At 36.2% G+C, this 25692-nt stretch carries 14 protein-coding genes; 10 read left to right on the forward strand and 4 right to left on the reverse strand.

The genetic code is table 11. The annotated features are described in order from the left end of the window. Positions 1-143: 143 nt before the first annotated feature. From lon to cmk, 4 genes are all read left to right on the forward strand, one after another. Positions 144-2594 (forward strand): endopeptidase La, encoded by a 2451-nt coding sequence (lon, locus tag EYD45_RS01850; RefSeq protein ID WP_130962638.1) that lies wholly within the window; start codon positions 144-146, stop codon positions 2592-2594. After that, positions 2578-3177 (forward strand): LysM peptidoglycan-binding domain-containing protein, encoded by a 600-nt coding sequence (locus tag EYD45_RS16910; RefSeq protein ID WP_130962639.1) that lies wholly within the window; start codon positions 2578-2580, stop codon positions 3175-3177. The genes lon and EYD45_RS16910 overlap by 17 nt, the downstream gene beginning before the upstream one ends. Before the next feature lie 74 nt (positions 3178-3251). Further along, positions 3252-4271, forward strand: a complete 1020-nt coding sequence (gene porQ / locus EYD45_RS01860; RefSeq protein ID WP_130962640.1) for a type IX secretion system protein PorQ — start codon at positions 3252-3254, stop codon at positions 4269-4271. Positions 4272-4366: 95 nt separating this feature from the next. After that, complete coding sequence (gene cmk, locus EYD45_RS01865) at positions 4367-5062, forward strand: (d)CMP kinase (protein ID WP_130962641.1); 696 nt, start codon at positions 4367-4369, stop codon at positions 5060-5062. Between the two features lie 49 nt (positions 5063-5111). Here cmk and EYD45_RS01870 read toward each other — a convergent pair whose 3' ends face one another. Further along, positions 5112-5489: a LysM peptidoglycan-binding domain-containing protein gene (locus EYD45_RS01870; RefSeq protein WP_130962642.1), complete on the reverse strand. Its 378-nt coding sequence runs from the start codon at positions 5487-5489 to the stop codon at positions 5112-5114. A gap of 348 nt (positions 5490-5837) precedes the next feature. On the opposite strand from EYD45_RS01870, the gene rpsA reads away from it, so the two are divergent. Continuing rightward, positions 5838-7670 carry a 30S ribosomal protein S1 gene (rpsA, locus tag EYD45_RS01875; protein WP_130962643.1) on the forward strand — a complete coding sequence of 611 codons (1833 nt, stop codon included), beginning with the start codon at positions 5838-5840 and terminating at the stop codon, positions 7668-7670. A gap of 313 nt (positions 7671-7983) precedes the next feature. Here rpsA and EYD45_RS01880 read toward each other — a convergent pair whose 3' ends face one another. Beyond that, positions 7984-10521: a DUF559 domain-containing protein gene (locus EYD45_RS01880; RefSeq protein WP_130962644.1), complete on the reverse strand. Its 2538-nt coding sequence runs from the start codon at positions 10519-10521 to the stop codon at positions 7984-7986. A 242-nt stretch (positions 10522-10763) separates the two neighbouring features. On the opposite strand from EYD45_RS01880, the gene EYD45_RS01885 reads away from it, so the two are divergent. The 5 genes from EYD45_RS01885 (at position 10764) to EYD45_RS01905 (ending at position 18351) form a co-directional block, all read left to right on the forward strand. Further along, positions 10764-12452, forward strand: coding sequence for a histidinol-phosphatase HisJ family protein (locus EYD45_RS01885; RefSeq protein WP_165453866.1), 1689 nt, complete (start codon positions 10764-10766; stop codon positions 12450-12452). Between the two features lie 129 nt (positions 12453-12581). Further along, positions 12582-14654, forward strand: a complete 2073-nt coding sequence (locus tag EYD45_RS01890) for a histidine kinase (RefSeq protein ID WP_130962646.1) — start codon at positions 12582-12584, stop codon at positions 14652-14654. Positions 14655-14661: 7 nt separating this feature from the next. Further along, on the forward strand, positions 14662-15225 hold the full coding sequence (locus tag EYD45_RS01895; protein ID WP_130962647.1) for a response regulator transcription factor: 564 nt from the start codon (positions 14662-14664) through the stop codon (positions 15223-15225). A 284-nt stretch (positions 15226-15509) separates the two neighbouring features. Next, positions 15510-15998: a hypothetical protein gene (locus EYD45_RS01900; protein WP_130962648.1), complete on the forward strand. Its 489-nt coding sequence runs from the start codon at positions 15510-15512 to the stop codon at positions 15996-15998. 313 nt (positions 15999-16311) lie between these two features. Next, positions 16312-18351 carry a M1 family metallopeptidase gene (locus EYD45_RS01905; protein WP_130962649.1) on the forward strand — a complete coding sequence of 680 codons (2040 nt, stop codon included), beginning with the start codon at positions 16312-16314 and terminating at the stop codon, positions 18349-18351. Between the two features lie 114 nt (positions 18352-18465). On the opposite strand, the gene EYD45_RS01910 is transcribed toward EYD45_RS01905, so the two are convergent. Both EYD45_RS01910 and EYD45_RS01915 read right to left on the reverse strand, forming a co-directional pair. Beyond that, complete coding sequence (locus tag EYD45_RS01910; protein WP_130962650.1) at positions 18466-19470, reverse strand: PorP/SprF family type IX secretion system membrane protein; 1005 nt, start codon at positions 19468-19470, stop codon at positions 18466-18468. Between the two features lie 3 nt (positions 19471-19473). Further along, positions 19474-25551, reverse strand: a complete 6078-nt coding sequence (locus EYD45_RS01915; protein ID WP_130962651.1) for a PKD domain-containing protein — start codon at positions 25549-25551, stop codon at positions 19474-19476. Between the last annotated feature and the right edge of the window lie 141 nt (positions 25552-25692).

Consider the following 25692-nt stretch of genomic DNA (forward strand, 5'->3'; position numbering starts at 1 on the left):
TTGGCACAACTATTGAATTTAGTAGTATGATGCAACAATTGTTTTCATATTAAGTGTTTGATTTACAGTTGTTTTCAATGATGTGTAATGAATTTGAAAAACAGGTATATCTGTATTAATGACAGAATGACCTAAATAACTATATGAAGAAATCTAATTTTATAACTTTTGACAGTTTGTCATTACAGGAATTTGATGAAAACTCAGAATTAATTCCGTTAATGACGCCTGAAGATGAAGAGGCCATAAATAATGAAGAACTCCCCGCATCTCTTCCCATTTTATCGTTGAGAAATACCGTGTTATTTCCTGGTGTTGTTATACCGATTACAGCGGGCAGGGATAAATCTATTAAACTAATTAACGATGCCAATAAAGGCAGTAAGGTTATTGGGGTTGTGGCACAAAAAGATGAAACTGTCGAAAATCCTAAAGGAAAAGATATTTATAACACGGGGACGGTCGCCCGTATTTTAAGGGTGTTGAAAATGCCTGATGGGAATGTTACGGTTATTATTCAGGGTAAGAAGCGTTTTCAAGTAGAACACGTGGTTTCAGAGCAGCCATACATCACAGCAACCATCAAAGATTTACCTGAAGCCAAACCTGCTCTACAAAACAAGGAGTTTTCAGCCATAATTGATTCCATTAAAGATCTGGCTCTGGAAATTATTAAGGAAAGCCCCAATATCCCAACGGAAGCTTCATTCGCAATTAAAAATATAGAGAGCAATTCGTTCTTGGTTAATTTCGTGTCTTCCAACATGAACCTTTCGGTTTCCGAAAAACAAGAACTTTTAGAAAATAATGATTTGAAGAGTCGCGCATTGGCTACTTTAAAGTATATGAATGTGGAGTTCCAAAAGCTGGCATTGAAAAACGATATTCAGTCTAAAGTACAAATGGATATGAGCCAGCAGCAGCGCGAGTATTTTCTGCATCAGCAAATGAAGACCATTCAGGAAGAATTGGGAGGTGTAAGCCATGACGAAGAGATTGATGAAATGAAAGCCAAGGCCAAGGAAAAGCTGTGGGACGAAAAAGTTGCCAAACATTTTGAAAAGGAAGTTGGGAAGTTACAACGCATGAATCCTCAGGTTTCTGAATACTCGATACAACGCAACTACCTAGAACTGTTCTTAGATTTGCCTTGGAACGAATTTAGTAAAGATAAATTCGATTTAAAAAGAGCTAAAAAAATACTAGATAGAGACCATTATGGTTTGGATGATGTAAAGCGCAGAATTATTGAATATTTAGCAGTTTTAAAGCTGCGCAATGATATGAAATCGCCTATTCTTTGTTTTTACGGTCCTCCTGGAGTTGGTAAAACGTCGCTAGGAAAATCTATTGCTGAGGCTTTGGGTAGAGAATATGTGCGTATGTCTTTAGGTGGTTTAAGGGATGAGGCTGAAATAAGAGGACATCGTAAAACGTATATTGGTGCTATGCCAGGGCGTATCATTCAAAGTTTGAAAAAAGCTGGAACATCTAATCCTGTTTTTGTCTTGGATGAAATTGATAAACTATCAAACTCCCATCAAGGTGATCCATCTTCTGCGATGCTGGAAGTGTTAGATCCTGAACAAAATAATGCTTTTTATGATAATTTCTTAGAAATGGGATACGACCTTTCTAAAGTGATGTTTATAGCTACTTCCAATAGTTTAGCTACTATTCAACCTGCACTAAGAGATCGTATGGAAATCATAAATGTAACGGGATATACCATTGAAGAAAAGGTTGAGATTGCAAAGCGTCATTTATTGCTAAAGCAATTAAAAGAGCATGGTTTAGATGCATCACATTTAAAGATAGGAAAACCTCAGTTAGAAAAGATTGTTGAAGGTTATACAAGGGAATCTGGAGTGCGCGGTCTAGAAAAGCAAATTGCAAAAATGGTGCGTTTTGCTGCCAAAAATATTGCCATGGAGGAGGATTATAACATTAAAGTAACCAATGCCGATATTATTGAAGTATTGGGCGGTCCTAAATTAGAGCGTGATAAATACGAAAACAATAATGTTGCGGGTGTCGTTACTGGTTTAGCATGGACAAGTGTTGGTGGTGATATTTTATTTATTGAATCTATTTTATCTAAAGGAAAAGGCAACTTAAGCATTACGGGGAATTTAGGTAAAGTGATGAAGGAATCGGCTACTATAGCTATGGAGTACATAAAATCCAATGCTGATAGTTTTGGAATAAATCCTGAAGTGTTTGATAAATACAATGTGCATATCCATGTACCAGAAGGTGCTACACCAAAGGACGGACCAAGTGCAGGGGTTACCATGTTAACATCGTTAGTATCTTTATTTACCCAAAAGAAAGTGAAAAAGAGTTTAGCTATGACTGGGGAAATTACGCTACGTGGAAAAGTTTTGCCAGTAGGAGGTATCAAAGAAAAAATCCTTGCGGCTAAGCGTGCTAGAATAAAAGAAATTTTGCTTTGTGAAGAAAACAGACGCGACATTGAGGAAATAAAACCTGAATACCTAAAAGGTTTAACCTTTCATTATGTTACAGATATGAGCGAGGTAATTGATATTGCCGTAACAAATCAAAAAGTAAAACATGCTAAAAAACTTTAGGTACATTTTATTTGTTGGTCTGCTTTTTATGGGAGCTACAATTGCGTTTGCCCAAAGTAAACCTACATATAAAGATGTATTACTAAACGGTAAACCAGCAAAATTGAATTTAGCTACTGGTGAATTTATTCTTGTAGATGGTAATAAAATAGATACTATTAAGCCACTTGAGATAAATGACAAAACGTTTGAACAAACCAAGGAAAATACAGATAAATCACCTGACGTAAAACCGAAAGCTAGTGATAGTTTGGAGGTTCCAAAAGACAAGTCAATAGTTCATACCGTAAAAGCAGGGGAGACGCTCTTTGGCTTGTCTAAGAAATACAATGTGTCTTTGGTTGCATTGCAGAAAGCCAACAACCTAGAAACTACATTAATACATGTTGGTCAAAAACTCCGGGTCAGTAATTTAGATGCTCTAGATGAGCAAAGCGATATAGCTGATACTTGGATCGTTTCAAAAGGAGATACCTTATACAGTATTGCGAAAAAAAACAATACCACCGTTACAGCACTTAAGCGGCTAAATAATTTAAAAAATAATCTTATTTCTATCGGACAAAAACTTCGCCTAAAGTAGAAATAGTTTCCCCTAAAAAATAAATGATACATACTATCGTTTTAAGATAGATTCCTTTACTTTGTGCCGTAAATATGCTAAGGAAAATTATCGCTTTTTTTTGTTTGTTGAGCGCTTCGCTTGGTTTTTCCCAGGTAGGAGGCGAAAGCACTTATCAGTTTTTAAACTTAGTATCATCTCCACGACAAGCTGCTTTGGGCGGAAAGGTATTTACTAACGTAGATTATGATGTAACCCAAGGCTTATTCAATCCTGCTACCATAAATGTTGAAATGGATAACCAGTTAGCGTTAAATTATACCAGCTATTTGGGAGATATAGGTTATGGTACGGCATCATATGCATATACCATAGATAGACGAACCCAAACCATACATGGCGGCATTACCTATATTAATTACGGTTCGTTTGATGGTTATGATGAAAACGGCGTGTCTACAGGAACATTTACAGGGAGTGAAACCGCTTTATCAGTGGGTTATGCGTTGCAAATCGGTTATTCAGATTTTTATTTCGGAGCAAGTTTAAAATTAATCACATCAAAATTAGAACAATACAACTCTTTTGGGGCTGCAGTAGATTTAGGATTGTTATACATTGATGAAGATCTTGATTTTCATGCTGCTTTAGTGGTTAGAAATTTAGGTTCCCAAATCACAACCTATGCAGGATTAAACGAACCATTACCTTTTGAAGTGGGCTTGGGGTTATCCCAACGTCTGGAGCACGTTCCCATAAGATGGCACGTTACTTTAGAAAACCTTCAAGATTGGCCTATTGCACGACCAAACCCTGCAAGAGTTACGAGTGATTTATCAGGAAATCAAACGCAAGAAAAAATAGGTTTTGTTGGGCAATTGATAAGGCATACCATACTTGGGGCTGAATTGTTCCCCGAAGGTGGTTTTAATATCAGATTGGGCTATAATTTCCGTCGTTCAGAAGAACTACGCATAGTCGATCAGCGTAATTTTTCGGGGCTTTCGGCAGGATTTTCCATCAAACTCAATAAAATGCGCTTTAGTTATACGCATGCAAAATACACCAGTGCGGCCAACTCTAATTTTTTCGGATTACAAATTGACTTACAATAGTATAGGTGTCTTAAATTTTATGTTAACCTATTTAAGCTTATAGTGCTTTTAACTTTAATGCACTTTAAGTACTTTAGCCACCTGAAACACGTATAATGAATAAAATCACCATTGCAATAGACGGTTACTCCTCAACGGGGAAGAGCACTGTGGCGAAACAGATTGCAAAAGAACTAGGTTATGTTTATGTTGACTCAGGAGCAATGTATAGAGCAGTTACGCTTTATGCCATTCAAAATGGATTAATCTCGGACGATGATTTTAATAAAGAAGCATTAATCTATCAATTAGATAAAATTGAATTGACGTTTCAGTTTAATAAAGACTTAGGGTATGCTGAGGTATATTTAAATGGAGAAAATGTAGAATCTAAAATCCGCACTCTGGAAGTGTCTGGTTTTGTAAGTAATGTAGCGGCAGTCCCTGAAGTAAGACAAAAGCTAGTGGCTATTCAAAAAAAGCTAGGGGAGGACAAAGGTGTTGTGATGGATGGACGCGATATTGGAACCGTGGTGTTTCCTAATGCAGCGCTTAAAATTTTTATGACTGCTTCTGCCGAAAAACGAGCGAAACGGAGATATAAAGAACTTTTGGAACGTGGTGATAAAATAACCTATGAGGACGTTTTGAAAAATGTTACAGAACGCGATCATATTGATACCAACCGAAAAGATTCCCCTTTGATAAAGGCTGAAGACGCTATCGAAATTGATAATTCAGATTTATCGCTAGATGAGCAATTTGAAAAAGTATTACAACTAGCTAAAATCACAATAGAAGGGATGGAATAAAAAAAGGCACTTTTTAAAAAGTGCCTTTTACATTTTATTGCTGAGAATCTTACAAATTCGGAATAATCAATTCCTGGTCTGGATGAATCAAATCTGGATTCTTTAAAATATCAGAATTCGCCTTAAAGATATCTTGATATTTAGAAGCCTTACCATAATATTGGATGGCTATTTTACCAAGTGTTTCACCACTTTTTACAGTATGTCTATGATACACACTAGAGTCCGCCACTTTTATGTCGGCCATAATATCTGATGGATTTTCACCACCAACTTCTTTAATTTTATCCCAAATTAAATCTTTTTCATAAGGCGTATTTGCGGTACCCCAAACTTTTAATTGTCCGTTTTCTTCTTTTACATCTCCATTTTGGATGTTGAGCGATTCTCCTAAGTCTAAAACCGCTTGATATTTAGCTTTTACCATGATTTATTTGTTTTAATAGTTAATTTTTTCGGATGAACAATATAATAAATAATTCTTTCTAATGCGCGAATTATACTTCGATATCTCCATCTAAATTTAAGACGCCAAAACTACTGAGAAGTCACATTTATTTTTTTTAGTCTGAATTAGGCTAATTATCTGAAAATGTATATTTTTGCACTCCTTTTTAGCGCAGTATCGAAAAGATAAAAGGGAACTAGAAAAACAATTTTATAACACTTCTGTGTGTTAAGCGGTTAACTTTTCGAAACATACAGAATACAAACGCGATGAGATGGCGTTTCCGCAAAAGTGGAAATCTTAGCAACGATTCGCAGATTTTATTAAATGGCTGAAAAAGCAAAACAAGCTGAGGTTGAAGCAACTGAAGCACAAACCGCTGAAGCTCCTGTAGTATCAGAAGCGCAAGCAAATCCTGAAAAATTCTTAAAAGAGTTCAACTGGCACAATTACCAAGAAGGTATTGATGAGGTAGATGACAAACAACTTGAAGAATTTGAAAAATTAGTAGCAGAGAATTTTGTTGATACTTTAGACGACGAGGTTGTTGAAGGTACTGTAATTCACATTACAGACAGAGATGCAATTATCGACATCAATGCAAAGTCTGAAGGTGTTATTTCTTTAAACGAATTCCGCTACAACCCAGATTTAAAAGTAGGAGATAAGGTAGAAGTATTAATTGATGTGCGCGAAGATGCCACAGGACAGTTAGTATTATCTCACCGTAAAGCTCGTGTAATTAAGGCTTGGGACAGAGTTAATAAAGCTCACGAAACTGGTGAAATCGTTAACGGTTTTGTGAAGTGTAGAACTAAAGGTGGTATGATTGTAGATGTTTTCGGAATTGAAGCATTCTTACCAGGTTCTCAAATTGACGTAAAACCAATTAGAGATTACGATCAGTACGTAAATAAAACTATGGAATTCAAAGTTGTAAAAATCAACCATGAATTTAAAAACGTAGTAGTGTCTCATAAAGCACTTATTGAGGCTGACATTGAAGAGCAAAAGAAAGAAATCATTGGTCAATTAGAAAAAGGTCAAGTATTAGAAGGTGTTGTGAAGAACATCACATCTTACGGTGTATTTATTGATCTTGGTGGTGTTGACGGATTAGTACATATTACAGATTTATCTTGGTCTAGAATCAATCATCCAAATGAGATTGTAGAGTTAGATCAGAAATTAAATGTGGTAATCCTTGATTTTGATGAAGACAAGTCTAGAATCCAATTAGGTCTTAAGCAATTGAGCAAGCACCCATGGGAAGCACTTGGAGAAGAAGTGAAAGTTGGTGACAAAGTAAAAGGTAAAGTAGTTGTAATTGCAGATTACGGTGCGTTTATCGAAGTTGCCGAAGGTGTTGAAGGTTTAATCCACGTTTCTGAAATGTCTTGGTCAACACACTTACGTTCGGCTCAAGATTTTGTTTCTGTTGGAGACGAGGTTGAAGCTCAAATTTTAACTTTGGATAGAGAAGACCGTAAAATGTCTCTTGGTATCAAGCAATTAACGCCAGATCCATGGACAGACATTACTGCGAAATATCCATTAGGCTCTAAGCATACAGGTATTGTGCGTAACTTTACAAACTTTGGTGTATTTGTTGAATTAGAAGAAGGTATCGACGGATTAATTTACATCTCAGATTTATCTTGGACTAAGAAAATCAAGCACCCATCAGAGTTTTGTGCTGTAGGTGATAAGTTGGACGTTATTGTTCTGGAGTTGGATGTAGAAGGTCGTAAACTAAGTTTAGGACACAAACAAACTACAGATAACCCTTGGGATAAGTACGAAACTGAATTTGCTTTAAACACTACGCATACCGCTGCAATTTCTGAAATAGTTGACAAAGGTGCTACAATAGCATTTAATGATGATATCGTTGCTTTTGTACCGCAACGTCACTTAGAGAAAGAAGATGGTTCTAAGCTTAAGAAAGGTGAAGAAGCAGAATTCAAGATTATTGAATTTAACAAAGAGTTTAAACGTGTTGTAGCGTCTCACGCTGCAATCCACAAAGCTGAAGAAGCTGCAAACATAAAAGCCGCTGCTAAAAAAGCTGCTAGTGCTGCTGCCGAAGCAAAACCAACTTTAGGTGATGCTAACGATGCTTTACAAGCTCTTAAAGATAAAATGGACGGGAAAAAATAATTTTCTGTTGATTTAGATATTTAAAAAGCGACCAATTTGGTCGCTTTTTTTATGTTTTCATATTTGGGCGTTACCCACAAGGGGTCGGGCTTTCACTACTCAATCCCTCCTGCGTCGGGGATTTCAAACATGCCGTTCAATCCCTAACGCGGGTGTGTTTGCTGGCTTATGGCTAATACGAAATTTTAGACTTTTTGGAGAGGTTCGTTTAACTTTTCCAGATATGCGTCGTTTTAATGACTTATATCTGACGTTAAACGAAGTTCGGTTTTTTTCTGACAAAGTCAAGGTGATAAATCTTAAAATACTTGTCTTAACTAATATAATTCCAAATATTCTTATACTTAGCCAATTGCACGTAAGTATTCAAAATCACTTGGTTTTCAGAAGCTTTTAAAGACGGGTCTGCGTGCAATACTTTTTTAGCAAAATACCGTGCTTGTTGCAAAATAGCTTTGTCTTTTACAATATCTGCAATACGTAAATTTAATACACCACTTTGTTGTGTGCCCATAATATCGCCAGGGCCACGGAGTTTTAAATCTACTTCGGCAATTTCAAAACCGTCATTGGTGCGTACCATGGTTTCTAAACGGGTTTTGCTATCGTTACTTAATTTGTGGCTCGTCATTAAAATACAGTAACTCTGTTCTGCACCGCGCCCCACACGTCCGCGTAATTGGTGTAATTGCGATAAGCCAAAACGCTCCGCACTTTCAATAATCATTACGGAGGCGTTGGGTACGTTTACACCAACTTCAATAACGGTGGTAGCCACCATAATCTGCGTTTCACCCTTTATAAAACGTTGCATTTCATAATCTTTGTCCGCTGGTTTCATTTTTCCATGCACGATGGATATCTGGTATTCTGGCTTTGGGAAATCACGCTCTATACTGGCATAACCGTCCATTAAATCTTTATAATCCATTGCTTCGCTTTCTTGGATTAGTGGATACACAATATAAACCTGTCTGCCTTTTGCAATTTCATCGCGCATAAACCTGAACACATTTAAGCGGTTAGCGTCATAACGATGTACGGTTTTAATCGATTTTCGTCCCGGAGGTAATTCGTCAATTACAGAAATATCTAAATCACCATAAACCGACATAGCCAATGTCCTAGGAATAGGGGTTGCGGTCATAACAAGTATATGTGGTGGAACAGCCCCACCAACCTCCCCAGAGGGGAGGCTTTTCAACTCTTGCTCTATATAACTTAAAACGTTATCAATATCTCCTAAAACTTGTTCGTTGGTGAATCTTATAACTTTAAAACCTATTTCATTTAAAATTTTTGTTCGCAGTTCATCGGCTTCTTTTTGCTCTATAGTAGTGTGATAGCCACCGTCTACCTCGATAGCTAGATTTTTGTCGAGGCAAACGAAATCAACAATAAACTCATCAATAATATGTTGTCTGCGAAACTTATGGTCTAATTTTTTACCTCGCAAAGACTCCCATAATGCGCGCTCCGCTTCCGTAGCATGCTTTTTATTCTCTTGTTGTAGTTCTTTCAATAACTTGTAAGCAGAAGGACGCGCCGTCATATATTTTTTACGTACTGCTTTGGCTTCCTCCCTTCGGGAGGACTGAGGAGAGCCTCCTTTTTGCCAAAGCTTACTTCTTTGTTTTACTCCGAAGCGGTGTTGTTCATCAATTATGGCGAGCCCTAAATTGGCAAATTTCACCTTATCTTCAAGTAGGGCATGAGTACCCACTAAAATCTGTAATTGTCCGTTTTCAAGGTTTGCATGAATCTCTTTTCGTATTGAAGTTTTAGTTGAGCCTGTTAATAGTTTAATGCTTATATTCAATAATCTACACCATTCTTCAAGTCCGACAAAATGTTGTATTGCCAATATTTCTGTTGGTGCCATTAAACAGGCTTGATAACCATTATCTAGCGCGATGAGCATGCTCATAAACGCCACAATGGTTTTACCAGAACCTACATCGCCTTGTAACAAACGGTTCATTTGAGCATTGCTTCCTAAGTCCGCTCTTATTTCCTTAAGTACGCGTTTTTGGGCATTAGTTAAATTGAATGGTAAATGGTTTTTAAAAAATGCATTAAAATAGTCGCCCACTTTTTCAAACTGAAAGCCTTTGATTTTTGATTTATGAATTAAATTTTTCAAAATAAGTTGCAGCTGAATATAAAACAGCTCTTCAAACTTTAAACGAAACTGCGCTTTAGCAAGTAGTTCTTGTGATTTTGGAAAATGTATGTTTAATAAGGCCTCTGCTTTAGGTATCAGTTTTAACTCTGAGCGTATCGGTTCTGATAACGTTTCGATAAATCGCCCTTTAGTTTCTAAAAATAGTTGTTGCACTATTTTGCTTACCACACGATTGCTAATGCCTTTATTGCTCAACTTTTCTGTGGAAGGATAAATAGGTTGAATGCCCGAACTTAAGCTCTTTTTATGTTCGGCAATGGTTTCAATATCAGGGTGGGGCATGCTAAAAGTTCTGCCAAACCTATTTGCCTTACCAAAAATGACATACGGTGTATTGAGTTTTAAGCTTTCCCTTATCCATTTTTGTCCGCGAAACCAAACTAGTTCCATTATACCCGTATCATCTTGAAATGTGGCTACTAAGCGTTTGCCTCGTTTTTGGGCTACTTCTTTAAATCCTGTGATTTTTCCAATAACCTGAATTTCGGCACTATTGTCCTGAAGTTGATTGATCTTATAAAATCGTGTTTTATCAATGTACCGATTAGGGAATAGATTTAGAACGTCCTGATACGTATGGATATTCAGTTCCTTACGTAATAAATCGGCACGATTGGGACCAACGCCTTTTAAATAATCTAGGGGTGTTTGCAGGTTAACAGACATAGAGCGAATTTAAGCAAATGTGCTGTAAGTTGGAAGTTTAAAATTGGCTTTGGCGGATAAGCCCGCGTTAGGGATTGCAGAGGAAAGCCCACAGCGACCCCGCAGGTGGGAGCGAGGACTTGGAACGTAAAGCCCGACCGAAGCCTAAGCGGAGGGAACGCCCAAAAAATTAAACTTTATTATCTGTTTTTCTTTAGAATGGTTAAATTTGGCCTTCTTTAATGCGCAAACGGAATTATTTGATGAGAAAGCTTAACGATTTTATTTGGGAAACACATGGAATACACGCTGGTACGGAGCAAGACCACGTAAAACATGGGATTGACAAATTGGAGGATATTATTGATAAGGCTATTGAAGCTGGCAACCCAAGTATTACGTTTATTATTCACTCTCCTAGATTAACAAGCTTTAGGTATATCGCTGAGCGGGAAACGAATGTAAAGTTTATTCGAGGTAATCAATCGTATTTAAATTACCCAAAGCGCATCGCAAATTTACGCGCAAAGTACGAGGGGCAAATTAATATAAAATATGGTGTAGAGCTAGAATGGATGGGTCCGGATTTAGGATTACAATGGAGCCGTTCTAAAATCTTTCAAGCGGAGGATGCGGATTATGTGATTGGATCGGTACATTTTGCACCAGAAGGATTGCCTTACGATGGCTCTAAAGAGGAAGCCGAACAATTGTTAAAGCTAAGGGGGAGTTTAGAGGCGTATTGGGGCGGTTATTTTGATGAAATGGTTCAGATGATTGAGAGTTTTGGTGATATGATACAGATTATCGGTCATATTGATTTGCCAAAACTAAATGTGGATATGCCAGAAGCTTTAGTGAATTTTGAAACAAGCGCGCATCCTTTAGCTAATAAATTCAGAACGCTTTTAGAATTAATAGCCGATAGAAATTTGTCGCTTGATGTGAATATGGCAGGTGAATTTAAAGGTGTTGGTGTGTACCCAACCCAGAGTATATTGCGGTATGCCAATGAATTACAAATCCCTGTTTGCGTAGGTACAGATACGCATCATGTGAAATATTACGGATTAAATTATAAGGAGAGTTTAGAGTACATTCAAAAGGCTGGCTATGAAAGTTATGTAAGCTATTCCAAATTAATTCCTGAAAACAGAACTATTTATGACGACCATGATTTAAAGGTAAAGTACACGGTACTGAATAAGGGTATTGAATTGCTCAACCAAAGATTGGATGACGCCCAACGCCGTATTATTCCAGATTTTTCTTTTGGAGGTTCGTTTTCAGAATTTGTAGATTTATACAGAAGTGCCACCAGCATGGGGGATTACAATGCCATTAGAATTAGAAAATGGGGTAAATCTATAACTGTTACCAATGAAATTCCGAAAAACACAAAACGCATTGTTAATGGTCTGTTTTCTGAACATCTGGATGAACCGGGAGTTATTTCATCTTTGTTTAACACGTTGGCATCTGAGGGTATTAATGTGCAAACAGCACGTTTAAAATCCAATAACGATGGTACAGCTGTTGCCTTTTTATCTGTTGATGATGCTAATGGGAGTGTAGCTACGGCTATAGATTTTATTGAGGGAACTGATGGCGGCCTATTTAAAAGCTTAACGTATAAGGAAAACGAAGTTCTTCCAAATTACTATAGCGAGGGCGTGTATTTACTTGAAATGGATGGTGTAAAGTTAAATTTAGCACTGAGTGAAAAAGTGATTTTAACAAAGCACGAAAATGCGCCCGGTGTGTTATTGATTTTGCTATCGGCTTTGGCTTCCAAAAATATAAATATCAAAGATTTACGTTTAGGGCATTTAAACGCTGTTGGGTATTCAGCAATTGCCGTAAATGGCGATAGTAATGTTATTAGAAACTTACTGAACAAGTTGGGAGATCAGTATTACGAAGCTAATTTGATTGAGTTTCATAGTTTTTAAATGAGTACTCCTAATACTCATTTTTAGTGTAAATAAATATTAAATAGGACATTAGGTCGGTTTTTGTGAGTTTTTATCATCAAATTCACTATTTTTCTACTACAAATAAACCTGACCAAATTCGTTTAAGTGAAACAACGTTTTGTTTCTTTTATTTTACACCCTTATGTTATCGCATTTTATATTACGCTTGCGATACTTTTATGTCTTCCAGACTCTTTTTCGAAATACGAGGTAAGTGTCGAAACTCAGGTCCATTCAAAGCTTGAGGATAGTAAATTATATCATCATGATTTTGATGGTGATGGGATAAGCGAACGTATAGAGGCCCAAACTAATACTCTAGGAAATGCTAGCTTCTTATATTACCATTCCAATGGTGATTATGGCGATCAAATTAATTTTAGTTCCAAATGGCCTCATAAAAATATGGACCTGTGGTTTAGCGATATAGATAATAATGGCAAAAAGGAACTGTTTTTGGTTACGCAACGTATGGACTCAGCATTTTTGCATATTATAGATCCTTTTTCTAAAAATGGAATAGTCCTTCGAGATATATTTGTGGATTCTATAAGTGAATTTAATGATACTTACAATTTTGATGTAACGCCCTCTCAACAACGTCATGGAACAAATCTTAACAATAATGAAGTTATATTTAATATTCACACCGGTTTTGCGGGAAACCCGAGACATATCTATAAGTACGATTTTAATAAAAAGCAGGTTTTAAAATCCCCACATTTGGTTAATTCTGGGTGTTTTGAACAGGCGATTGATATTGATAATGATGGTAGAAATGAAATTTTATTTCGAAATCATGCTAGTGCCAATAATATAGATAGTATCTATACTCATAGATTGGATAAAAGCACTTGGTTACAAGTTTTAGATGATGATCTTAGGTTTCTATTTGAACCCATTGAATTTAATGCCATTGGAGGTATATATATATACGCTTATAAAAAAAATGGAGAAACTAAGCTGATGTCATATTTCAGATCTAATCAGAAAAAAAAGCTAAAACCCAAATTAATGTCCATAAATATCAATGGACATATTGAAAAAGAAATGGAGTTGCCCTTTATGGAAAAGGGAGAGTTTAGAAAAGTTGACAATAATAGATTCGCCCTTTTTAGAAAAACAGAGAACTCCGTGATTTTTTTTGATTCAGAATTACATGAAATAAGGAATTTTAAAATCCCATTATCTAATGTTGTTTATCAATTTGATATTTTGAATGATGAAGCACCAGAATGGGTGATTTTACCACAAGCTACTTCAAAATTCTTTATCTATGATAGCAATTTTGAGAACCCTATCTCATTTTCAACTTCAAGTAATGCTGCTCAGGATGAAAGTATAAATGTTGGGTTAAAATTGTTAAGTAATAATCGAAAACAAATCTTTATCCAAAAAGGTATTTATGTGGATTATGTAACCTTTACAAAAAATCCTTTATACTATTTCCAATACGGCATCTATTTGGTAATTTATGTTGGAGTCTTGGGCTTGGTACTATTAGTACTTAAAGGGCAACGTATTAGAGATAATAAAAGACGTGCTATAGAAAAACAAATATCTGAGTTACAAATTAAAACTATAAAAAATCAGGTAGATCCACATTTTGTATTTAATGCCATAAATACTATTAGCGAAATGACCCTGATGGATAACAAATTAGAGGCTGATAAGTTTATTGGTCAGTTTTCGCATTTTATGCGTGATACTTTACAGCATTCAGATAAAATAACCACTACTCTAAAAGCGGAATTGGAGTATACTGAGAACTTCATTAAATTACAACAGATTCGATTTAATAACAAGTTTCAATACAGTATTGATGTTGATAATAATGTAAACTTAGATGCAAAAATCCCAAAACACGTTTTATTTACTTATGTGGAAAATGCTATTAAGCATGGTCTGGCATTAAAGGATAATGGTTTACTAAGTATTTCGGCTTTATATGGCTCAGGTATTTTACAATTGTATATTGAAGATAACGGAATAGGTATTCGCACATCTCAAATCTCAAAAAAACATTCTACAGGAAACGGTTTGCGGATTATGGAGGATATTTTTAAGCTCTATTCTAAATTGAATAAAAAGCAAATTACCCACCGCTTAATTGAGTTAAAAGATGACAAAGGAAATAAACAAGGTGTAAAAGTAGAAATAAAAATATCCAATAAATAATTTCATTATGGTAGATAAAATAAAAGTAATAGTAATTGATGATGAACAACGCGCATTAAACCGAATGAAATTGTTATTACAAAACTTTATTGAAGTTGAAGTTTTGGCTTTTATTGAACAAGCAGACACTGCTTTTGATTATATCTTGCGGCATGAACCAAATATGGTGTTTATGGATATTGAAATGCCCGGGCGGTCAGGTTTAGAATTGGCAGATGATATTAATAAGAATAACTTGGATACTAAAATAGTCTACATTTCTGCGCACGACCACTATGCCATAAAAGCAATTAAAACTTATGCGTTTGATTATTTATTAAAACCTGTTAATATTGACGAGCTTAAAGCAACTTTAGAACGTTATAAAACCAAATTACTCTCTAATTTAAGTAAACGCGAGTTTGAAATTATTCGTTTAATAGGCAAAGGTTTAAACAGTAAGGCAATTGGAGAACGTCTTTTTATTAGCCGCCATACAGTAGATACTTATAGGCGTGCCATTTTAGAAAAAACGAGTTGTAAAAACTCTGCGGAGTTGATTAGTTATGCTACGCGGAATAATTTGATTTAACTGTTATTGTGAAGTAACAAGAATTGTGCAATCTCTTATTTGCTATTCTGAACTTGTTTCAGAATCTATTTATCTATTCAAAAAAATGCTTTTCTAACCCTGAGAAGTGCTTTTTCACTTCACCCCAAAAAGGTTGCATTTTATCTTTCCTTTTAGCTTGATTTTTTAGCGGTTGGTCTTAACTCTCAAAAATGACTGTTTAATTGGTTATTCATGAGCATATTATGGTTTACCACTTGAATTATTTTTGGTATTAATAACAACAAACTCAAATATTTAAAAAAATGAAAAGAACGCTAAATATTATAGTGAATCTAGTTTTAATTTTATGCTCAATTATGGCATTTAACTCATGTGAAGAGTTAGAGGAAGCTTTGGATGAAATAAATAATGAAATTGGAGCTGAGAATACATGTTATACTTCATGGACGGGAAAGTGGAATGGAATAAGTGATATTACTAGTCATTTAAATGGGGAAAATTGTTCAATTTCCGTTAATGTTAGTATAACTTATGATTCAGAAAGTAATAAAGTAGTTGTTAGAACAAGTGATTATGCACATTTTGTATGCGATGGGGAAGAAAGTGTCTATGGGGAGGGGAATTGCGGAAATAACCGCATAATAGCTTCATTTAACGGTTCTAATAAGCATGAGATTGTACTAAATAGAACAGGTAATGAAATCAATGGTACTTCTAAATATTGGATTAAAGATGGGAGTGGCAATTTAACTTTACATACAAGTCAAAGATTTAACCTTACTAAAGACTAAAGCTATGAGGTCAGCTATTTCAATAATTATGATTTCTATCTTTATATTAAGTTGTTCTAAGCAAGATGAAGAATGCATAGAGTGTCAATTTGGAGTAGATTATATTTTAACATGCCCAGAAGATTTCGAATCTACCGAAGCTTTTGAATCCTATATCAGTACTTTTAATTGTAGATAGACATAATGTAAAATAAGCTATATGCGCTATTAATCAATTCGTGGGAAAAGACAAGGAGGTAAAGATCGCTGAGAAGCAGGATTACTTCCTTTCTTTATTAAGCAAAGTTGGTCTAAAGTTTGCTATATTCACTTTATGAAATTATTGCAAACCGTTGTATTGTGTTTGGTAGTCAATATCTGTTATGGACAACAAACAGAATATGTTGATTTTCTAAAGTGTAAGGCTAATATTAATTTTGATATTTCACAAAAAAAAGTACAAGGCAATGTACTTTATACAATTAAAATTTTAAAGGCTGTAGACTCCATTTATGTTGACGCAAACACAATGCGATTTATGCCTGAACGTGTGCGTCTTTTTTACAAAGGAATGAAAGGCAGCGGTGAGCATTTTGGGAAAATAAAAACCGAATATGATGGCAAAAAGCTATGGCTATACCATAAATTCAAAAAGAATAAAGAATATAAAGTAATGATTAGGTATTTTTCTAATCCTAATAGAGCGTTATACTTCATCGATTGGAATTTAAAACATGATGTCACTTCGAGTGATTCTGATAGCAATCGGAATCGTATCGAGAAGCCACAAATTTGGACCCAAGGTCAAGGGAAATACACAAGTAATTGGTTGCCTTCCATTGACAACATGAATGAGAAGATTGAGTTTGATTTATCCATAACGTTTGATGCAGCTTATGAAGTTGTAGCCAATGGAAATTTAACAGATAAACAAATCAACGATTCCACAATTACTTGGCATTACGACATGAAACAACCAATGCCTAGTTATCTAGTAGCCTTAGCCATAGGCAAATACAACAAAAAAGTGGAACACTCCAAAAGTGGAGTCCCTTTAGAAATGCATTATTACCCTGAAGATTCTTTGAAGTTTGAACCTACATATCGTTACACCAAAGAAATATTCGATTATTTAGAAGAAGAAATAGGCGTGCCATATCCTTGGCAAAACTACAAAATGGTACCAGTAAAAGACTTTTTGTATGCTGGGATGGAGAATACGAGTTTGAATATTTACTCGGATAGTTTTGTGGTAGATTCCATTGCTTTTGTGGACAAGAATTTTGTAAATATCAATGCGCATGAATTGGCTCACCAATGGTTTGGTAACTTGGTGACAGCTACTTCTGGAACGCACCATTGGTTACAGGAAGGTTTTGCAACGTATTATGCGTTGTTAGCAGAAAAGGAAGTTTTTGGTGAGGATTACTATTACTGGCGACTTTATGAATATGCCGAGGAATTATTAGCACAAGATAAAGCGGGACAAAGTACATCGCTACTAGACCCAAAATCGAGTAGCACAACGTTTTACAAAAAAGGATGTTGGGTGTTGCATATGCTTCGCGAAAAAGTTGGTAGTGCAGCTTTTAAACAAGCGGTTAAGAATTATTTGGAAAAATATCAGTTTAAAAATGTGGAGACTTCTGATTTTATAAGTGAGGTTGAAAAGAGTAGTGAACAAGATATGACTGAGTTTGTAAATACATGGTTAAAATCTTCTGAACTTAATTATGATGAAATGGAAGAATTCTTCTATTTAACCTCTATTGATTACAAAGGATATTTTCAGTTAGACTGTAAAAATGATCTTGAAAACTGTTACAAGTATGTTTCTAATAATGATAACACTTTTCTACAAGCCGAAGTCATTAAAACACTTGGTGATAATGTATCGAAAGAACTTCTTGATAATTCAAAAGATTTGAAATTACGTCAAGCTATTGCACAAAGCCTTTCAAATACCCCTTTGGAACTTAAAGAAGATTACGAATCACTTCTGAACGATGAATCCTATATCACCATTGAAACGGCCTTATTCAACCTATGGAAAAGCTTTCCAGAGGATAGAAGCAAATACCTAAATAAAACTAAAAACATCATTGGCTTTAATGATAAAAATGTGAGAATGCTTTGGCTAACGTTGGCGCTAATCACAGAAGATTATGAGCCACAGAACAAACCTGAATATTTTCAAGAGTTAACAGGTTATACAAGTGATACCTTTGGTTTTGAAGTACGTCAAAATGCTTTTCAGTATTTGCATCAAATACAGGCTTGCAATGATACTTGCAAAGAAAATTTAAAGAAAGCTACTACGCATCATAATTGGAGGTTCAAGAAATTTGCGAATTCGCTTTTGGATAAGAAATAGTATTTGTCTTGTCATTCAGAGCGACCAGTGCTTAGCCTGTCGAAGTAAGCCATGAATTTTGTTTCATAAAAATTATGTAGATTCTTGGGTCGTTCATCCCTCTGAATGACAAGATTATTTTCTACGTTCGTTGTTAACAGGGCTTCTACAAATCAAGCAATCAGCTAGATATGTGATGGAAAGTTCATACACACCATCGGTTCTGCCAATATTTGAGGTGTTGAAATCATATGAAAAGCCAAATCTAAAACGCTCCAATTCTACACCAACCAAAGCATTCACTGAAGTTAACAAATGGCTATTGCCACTATTTTTTGCAGGATTGGTTACTGCCATGGCTCCAAGAAATAATTTGTTCAATTTAATAGTTCCCGACAAATCCAAACGGTTATAGCGCCCTTGTTGCATATAATTTGCAGATAGTATCATATCGTTATGGTCATAATACGGAAATCGGTAACTACCGTGCACGGTATAAAAAATATCTAAAGGCACATTTCCCTCGTCAAAAAATGAAATATTTGGTTGGTTTAGGTGTTTAATGGCGGCACCTAACCATAAGTCTGTATCATTACGCCTATTCTTTTTGTCAAATACGAAGCCTGCAGTAAAATCTACGAAACCAATACGGTTATTGGCATTCATAGCAAACGGATCTGAGCTCGAAGGATTTACGGTTCCCGCATTAATATTGATTTGGTCTGAAAGTAACAGGTTTCTAAAGTTAAACGATTTCATGCCGTAACCAACTTCTACTGCAGGTCTAAAATACCAGTCATTACTTAAACCGATTATATAGGCGAAGTTCCCATTGAATTGAAAATGGTTATAATTTGTGCTGTTTTCTCGCTGATTTAAAAAGCTAAATCCCACTCCAATGCCGTCTTTAGCATTTTCAACCCAAGTATTTAAAAAGGCATAATCTGTATCTACCTGTAAATCCAGATAAGGCCATTGCGTACGGTGAATCACACCAAAATAAGTGGCCTGTTCAAAACCAGAAAATGCAGGATTTAAACTTTCTGGCACCATCATATATTGTGAAAAAATTGGGTCCTGTGCGTTTGCCTTAAAACAAAGACAAACCATCACTAGCGTTATATATAATTTTGTCTTCATTTCTTATTTTATTAAAACCACAACACCTTTACGTTCTATTTTCTTGCCATAAAATGTTTCCCCAGAAAATGTATAATAATAGTTACCATTTTCGGCGGCATCACCTTTTATAGTGCCGTCCCATCCTTCTATACTTTCATTATTTTCTTCAGAATAAATCATGCTGCCCCAAGTATCATAAATATTCAGTTTCATATTGGATAGCGCAATTTGAGACGGTAGGAAATTATCATTGAGTGCATCATTGTTTGGTGTAAAGGCATTAGGAACAATTAAAGTATAGCCTTTTTGAATGTTTAACGTAATGGTTCTTACATAAGTGCAATCAAAAGGATATACTACGGTTTGAGTTACCACATAAGTACCAACGGTGCTGTATGTGTGTGTTGGATTTTCTTCAGTTGAAAAATTACCATCACCAAAATCCCAAGACATACCTACATAATCTCCTGTTGATGTATTTGTAAATTGAATAGGATCTTCTATGGAATAAAAACCAAAATTGTTAAATGCCTCTGAACTTATGGTGAAATTTGGATCTCCCAATTCGGGAATTTCAACATTGTATGAGAACGAAATGGAACATCCAACGCTATCGGTGACATCAATAATGACTAAACCATTAACATCGGTCTGCATAATTTCGTTATTTGTACCACTTACTGTTCCGCTAGACCATGAAATTTGATAAGGAGGCACACCGCCCTTAGGCACTGCTATAAAGGATTGGTCTACAGTTTTAGCATCACAATCAAAATTAGTGGCCGTTTCAACATCAACCTCTAAAGGATCAAATCTATTGATTACGAATGTATCTGAGATTTCACAATTATTAGCATCTGTAACAGTAATCGTATATTCGCCTGGAGGTATATTATCTAAATCTTCTGTAGTCGCACCATTAGACCATTGATAGGTAAGGGGTAAGGTTCCGCCCGTAACAATTGCATTTATGGCGCCGCTATTGGCATCATCACAATCCAAAGCATCGGTTTTTGTGCCCGAAATGGTTAAAGCATCTGGTTCTGTAATCACAAATGTTTCGGTAATATCACAAGGTTTTCCATCAGTGATGGTAACGGTATAGGTTCCTGGTCCAATATTGTTACGTTCTACACCTGCTGTTGGATCGTCATCCCAACTCAAACTCACCGGATCTATGCCACCCTCTAAATTGAGAATGATTCTGGCATCGTTTGCGCCAAAACAGGAGACATTAGTAACCTGCGGTGTAATTCTAAAAATTGGAGGTTCTGCAATAATTACCGTAGCTTCCTTAATGCAGTTGGTATCATCCGTAACAGTAATGACATAAGTCCCTGGAGATAAATTGCTTTGCACAAGTCCTGAACCTAAATTGCTCCAAGTTATGTTGTATGGTGCATTTCCACCAGAAATATTATTTATTGTGATGGAGGCGTCATTATCACCATAGCACTCAATTTCAGTAGCTGTGTAATCGATAATAATTTCATCTGTTTGATTGATGATGACTTCCAAATCATCGGTACAACCCGATCTGTCTGTAACTATTAAGTTATATGCTCCTGCCAATAAACCTGTCAAATTTTGACTCGTACTTGCGAACCCATTTGGTCCCGTCCAACTATAGGTGTAATCAAAAACGCCCGGGGAAGTTTCAAAAGGTCTTCCGCCAGCGATGTTTACATTTATTTCGCCTGTAGCTTCCCCAAAACAGACAACATCCACTTGGTTTACTAAACTTGCAATGAGTTCAGGTGGTTCAACCACATCAAAACTTTGAACAATAGGCGCACAATTATTGGCGTCTGTTACAGTGATTTCATAGACGCCTGGTGCCAAATTGATTAAATCTTCATCATTGCTGAAAGGCGCACCGTTTCTAGTCCAGTTGTATGTGTAAGGGGCGGTACCGCCTGCAACATCAATCCCTATGGTGCCATCATCTTCTTGAAAACATGAAATGGTCTCAGGATCAAAATCAATGGCACTAAAAATTAACTCATCTGGTTCTGTGATGGTAAAAGTTTCTGTAAAGGGACAACCGCCATCGTCTAAAATAGAAACGGTATAATCGCCAGGAGCTAAATTGAAAATATCTTCATCGGTACTTGTGTAGCCGTTTGGTCCTGTCCAATTTATTTGATAAGGTACACCAGTTGAAAATGGGACACCGCCTGAAATGTCTATTTCTAATGATCCGCCATTATCTAAATAACACAAACTATTATTTTGTATCGTTGTTATGCTTATGGATGGATTTACTGTAACTTCTATTTCAAAATCATTTCCAACACATGCCCCCAAACTAGGTGTAACCGTATAAGTTACGGTTGACGGATTTGTAGTTGTGTTGGTTAAGGTCTGACTAATAGCATTTTGTGGAGTGGTTTCCTGTGATGCGCCAGTAATAGTTCCTGCGGGATTAATTACTGGATTAGTCCAAGTATAAGTGGTTCCAATAGGAGCAATGTCCCCACCAGAATTATCTGGTGCTATTGAAAAAGCAGTACCGCTACATATTATAGCCGTTTTATTGCTAATATCGGGAGTTTCATTCACGGTTTGCTCTGAAACTTGAGAGATAATTTCTGTACAGCCACCCGATGAAAACGTAATGATTGCATAGTAATACACTGTGCCAACTGTTCCCGAGGGCGGGGTATAACTATTTGAAGTTTCTCCTGCTATTGCTGTTCCTGTTGACGTATCATTAATTGTATTGCTGTACCATTGGTATGTTGGTGTGCCAACACCATTGGCAAAAGTAACCGAAAGTGTAAAAAAAGTTTCACCAAAACAAATGGTTTGAGACAATGGCTGATTGGTAAAACTTGGTGCAGGGTTTATATTTACTTCTGAAATTGCGCTGGTAACACTACAACCTGGTTCATTTTCTGTAATGATGGCATAGTAGTACAAGGTACCAACTGTTCCTGTAGGCGGTGTAAACGTTGAATTTGTTGCTCCTGTAATTACGGTACCAACAGTATTGGTGTTTACAGTGTTGCTGTACCATTGGTATGTATAACCAGAACCGATACCTCCAGAAGCAACTACTTCTAAATCTTGTGGAATAGTACTTTGACAAAGGGTTTGGGTTGACAGAGGTTGTGTAGTAATAGTGGGATCATCTGCAACAACAACTTCAGAAACTTCACTGGTTATAGGAGAACAACCGCTACCACTAGAAGAAATCTCTACATAAAAATAATAGTTGCCCGCAATTGTAAATGCTGGTGGCGTGTAAGTTGCATTTGTAGCGCCAACAATTGCGGTGCCTCCAGTATTAGCATTTACGGTATTGCTATACCATTGGTAAGTGATAGTTCCTGTTCCACCAGAATGCGTTACAGATAAATCGGTGTTTACCACGCCATCTACACACAGACTTTGTGTTGTGATAGGATTTGTATCAATCTGAACATTAGGCACAATTTCAATTCTTGCAGTATTTGATATAATTTCATTACACCCGGCACCAGATGTAAAAGAAGCAATAACATAATAATATGTAATGCCTATGGGGCTATTTGGCGGTGTGTAGGAAGCATTCGTTTCTCCAGCGATGGCAGTTCCTGTTGTAGTATTATCAACCGTATTGCTATACCATTGATACGTTGGTGTGCCTGGACCGTTAACATTTACTGTGAGCGGTGACACAGGCCCGTTTAAACAAATGGTTTCATCTTGAGGTTGACTTGTAAACTCTGGTGCAGGATCAACGGTAATCACAAGGTTTACAGGTGCACCATCACAACTACCGTTGGATGGCGTTATAGTATAGGTAACATCTTCTGAAGTAGTATTAGAGTTGAAAATCGTTTGAATTGGAATAGTATTTGTCGTTCCATTGGCAATAAAACCTGTTACTCCGGCAGGTGCAGTAGCGGACCAGGTATATGTTGTTCCAGAAATATCAGATGTTAAAACGACTTCGGTAGTTTCTGTCCCAGAGCATATCGTTTGGGTTAAATCAGTATTAGTAATAGTTGGTATTTCATTTATAACAAAATCTTCAGTATCGGTAGTAGTACCACAACTAGACGTTACACTAAAAGTTACTTGATAATTCCCGGGAGTAGTATAAACTATAGTCCCTGGGTCTAAGGTTGTAGCAGTAGTTGGTGTTCCTCCTGGAAAACTCCAACTATATGTAACGGTTTCAGAAATAGGCGCACAATTGTTTACTATTGCCGACGGCGTAATAGATGCATTCCCGCAAAAGTCTGCTATGGCATCAACACCAACTGTTGGCGGACGTTTTACTTCAATGGTTTGTGAAACCATATCGCTTCCACAAGTATTTGTAGCAGTAAGAGTTAATGTGTATGTGCCTGAGCTTATAAATTCAAAAGAAGGAGATGCAGAATTTTCATCTGTTCCATTTGTAAAGTTCCATTGTGCAACTCCAGTACTGCAAAAACCAGAGGCATAAGATACTTCCCATAAAAACGAATCTCCACCGCAACTTTCACTTAAATCTGTAGTATTGGTGGTTTGTACATCTAATGGAGAACATCCATTATTATTGTCTAAAGTAAAAGCCGCAGTTAAATCAGACTCAATACAAATATCTTTGGTAACGGTGTCCGTTACACCACAGGAGTTTTCAGCATATAATGAAACCGTGTAAGTACCAGGAGTAGTATAAATATGTGATGGGTTCCGGTCAGTTGACATTGTGCCATCTCCAAAATCCCAGAAATACCCGTCGTTGATACTACAATTATTACTATAACCATCCAATGAGGTATTTTCGAATAGAACAGGGGTGTTGACACAACTTGTTGGAGGGTCTTCAAAATCCACTTCTGGTCTTCTCAAAATAATTATAGGGCCAGCGGTTAAATTGGTTTGTCCACAAGATGTTGTAATAAATAAAAATACAGTATAAGTAAGAGGACAGCTTGTTTCGGTATATGTATGGGGGATTGGGAAATCTTGAGAGTTTATAGGATCGGCAGCATTAAAAAATGGAGACGCTTCCAATTGTGCCTGGGTGTAGTTTTCAACAGTGCCATCTCCAAAATCAACTTGATAATTGGTGTCAGGTGGGTTTGAAGCCCATGATCCTATTGCAAATTCAATAGGGTCTACAGGTGTACATAAATTTACTGTATTTCCAGGGTTAACAATTGCTCCTGTTGGATTACTTGAATTTTTAATTAAGTATGTTACCGTATTATCACAATTAGTGCCAATACCAGTAATTTCCATATTGAACGACCCAAGTTGTGTATAAGTATGCGTAGCAGGAAATGTAACACCAGTTTCTACAGGACTACCATCTCCCCAATCCACATTATAAGAACTAATACATGGCGAAACATTATCCACACCAACATTTATAGTATATGAGGGGTCGGTTGTGTTGTTACCACAATTATTAAAAGGGTCAAAAGGACTATCGACATCTCTAAATTCTAACAATGGTTTTTGTTGAACTGTAATGGGTTTGGTAACTGAAGCGGTACAACCGTTGTCATCAGTTACAGTAAGCGTCACATTAAAAATTTGATTGCCACAACCAAGTGCTTCAAACTCATGCGACGGACTATCGTTTGAGGATGTATCGCCATCGCCAAAACTCCAGCTGTATGTAAAAGGACCATTGCCAATTGCAGAAGGTGTAAAGTTTACTGGCGCACCTGAACAAGCCGAATTATTATCAAACGTAAAATCTACTGTTGGAAGCTCATTAACAGTAATCGTAGCTGTTCCAGTAGCAGATTCCGTATCTCCTGTATTATCTTCAACAGAAACTAGCCTGTAGATAAATGTGCCAGCAGTTCCTGTATTTACCGATAAATCCACCGAGTTGTTAGACCCTGCTGTTGAAATAGTTAAATTCCCTCCTCCATTTATTGTGTAGGTGAAGGTATAAGGAGCATTGCCTCCAGAACCTGTAAAGGTGATTTCAGGATCTGGACTACTATTTAAACATACTTCAGTTGTTCCAGAAATTGTGGCATCAGGTGGCAAAATTGAAATACCACTAGTTGTAAATTGAATTGTAGGATGAGTTTCTTTTAGAGCAAATAAAGATGCAATTATTACTATTGGAAATAATGCAACAAGAAAAGTTTTCTTTAGCATAGTAAAAGTTAGGTTAATAGCTACTGCCTAAAATATAGATTCTTTTTTAGCTTGAGCTGAAAATCTCGTGATAAAGTGTTTTTTTTCTATAAAATACCAAGTATTGGGTATGTGAATTAATATTTATTTTACATTGATTTC

It is taken from the genome of Hyunsoonleella flava (assembly GCF_004310325.1).
In the GTDB taxonomy this organism is placed as follows: Bacteria; Bacteroidota; Bacteroidia; order Flavobacteriales; family Flavobacteriaceae; genus Jejuia; species Jejuia flava.

Bases quoted from the DNA above. Each gene is read 5' to 3' on its own strand.
- EYD45_RS01895 (WP_130962647.1), top strand. From the start codon at position 14,662: ATGGTAGATAAAATAAAAGTAATAGTAATTGATGATGAACAACGCGCA.
- rpsA (WP_130962643.1), top strand. From the start codon at position 5,838: ATGGCTGAAAAAGCAAAACAAGCTGAGGTTGAAGCAACTGAAGCACAA.
- EYD45_RS01905 (WP_130962649.1), top strand. From the start codon at position 16,312: ATGAAATTATTGCAAACCGTTGTATTGTGTTTGGTAGTCAATATCTGT.
- lon (WP_130962638.1), top strand. From the start codon at position 144: ATGAAGAAATCTAATTTTATAACTTTTGACAGTTTGTCATTACAGGAA.
- cmk (WP_130962641.1), top strand. From the start codon at position 4,367: ATGAATAAAATCACCATTGCAATAGACGGTTACTCCTCAACGGGGAAG.
- EYD45_RS01900 (WP_130962648.1), top strand. From the start codon at position 15,510: ATGAAAAGAACGCTAAATATTATAGTGAATCTAGTTTTAATTTTATGC.
- EYD45_RS16910 (WP_130962639.1), top strand. From the start codon at position 2,578: ATGCTAAAAAACTTTAGGTACATTTTATTTGTTGGTCTGCTTTTTATG.
- EYD45_RS01870 (WP_130962642.1), bottom strand. From the start codon at position 5,489: ATGGTAAAAGCTAAATATCAAGCGGTTTTAGACTTAGGAGAATCGCTC.
- EYD45_RS01910 (WP_130962650.1), bottom strand. From the start codon at position 19,470: ATGAAGACAAAATTATATATAACGCTAGTGATGGTTTGTCTTTGTTTT.
- EYD45_RS01915 (WP_130962651.1), bottom strand. From the start codon at position 25,551: ATGCTAAAGAAAACTTTTCTTGTTGCATTATTTCCAATAGTAATAATT.
- porQ (WP_130962640.1), top strand. From the start codon at position 3,252: ATGCTAAGGAAAATTATCGCTTTTTTTTGTTTGTTGAGCGCTTCGCTT.
- EYD45_RS01885 (WP_165453866.1), top strand. From the start codon at position 10,764: ATGAGAAAGCTTAACGATTTTATTTGGGAAACACATGGAATACACGCT.
- EYD45_RS01880 (WP_130962644.1), bottom strand. From the start codon at position 10,521: ATGTCTGTTAACCTGCAAACACCCCTAGATTATTTAAAAGGCGTTGGT.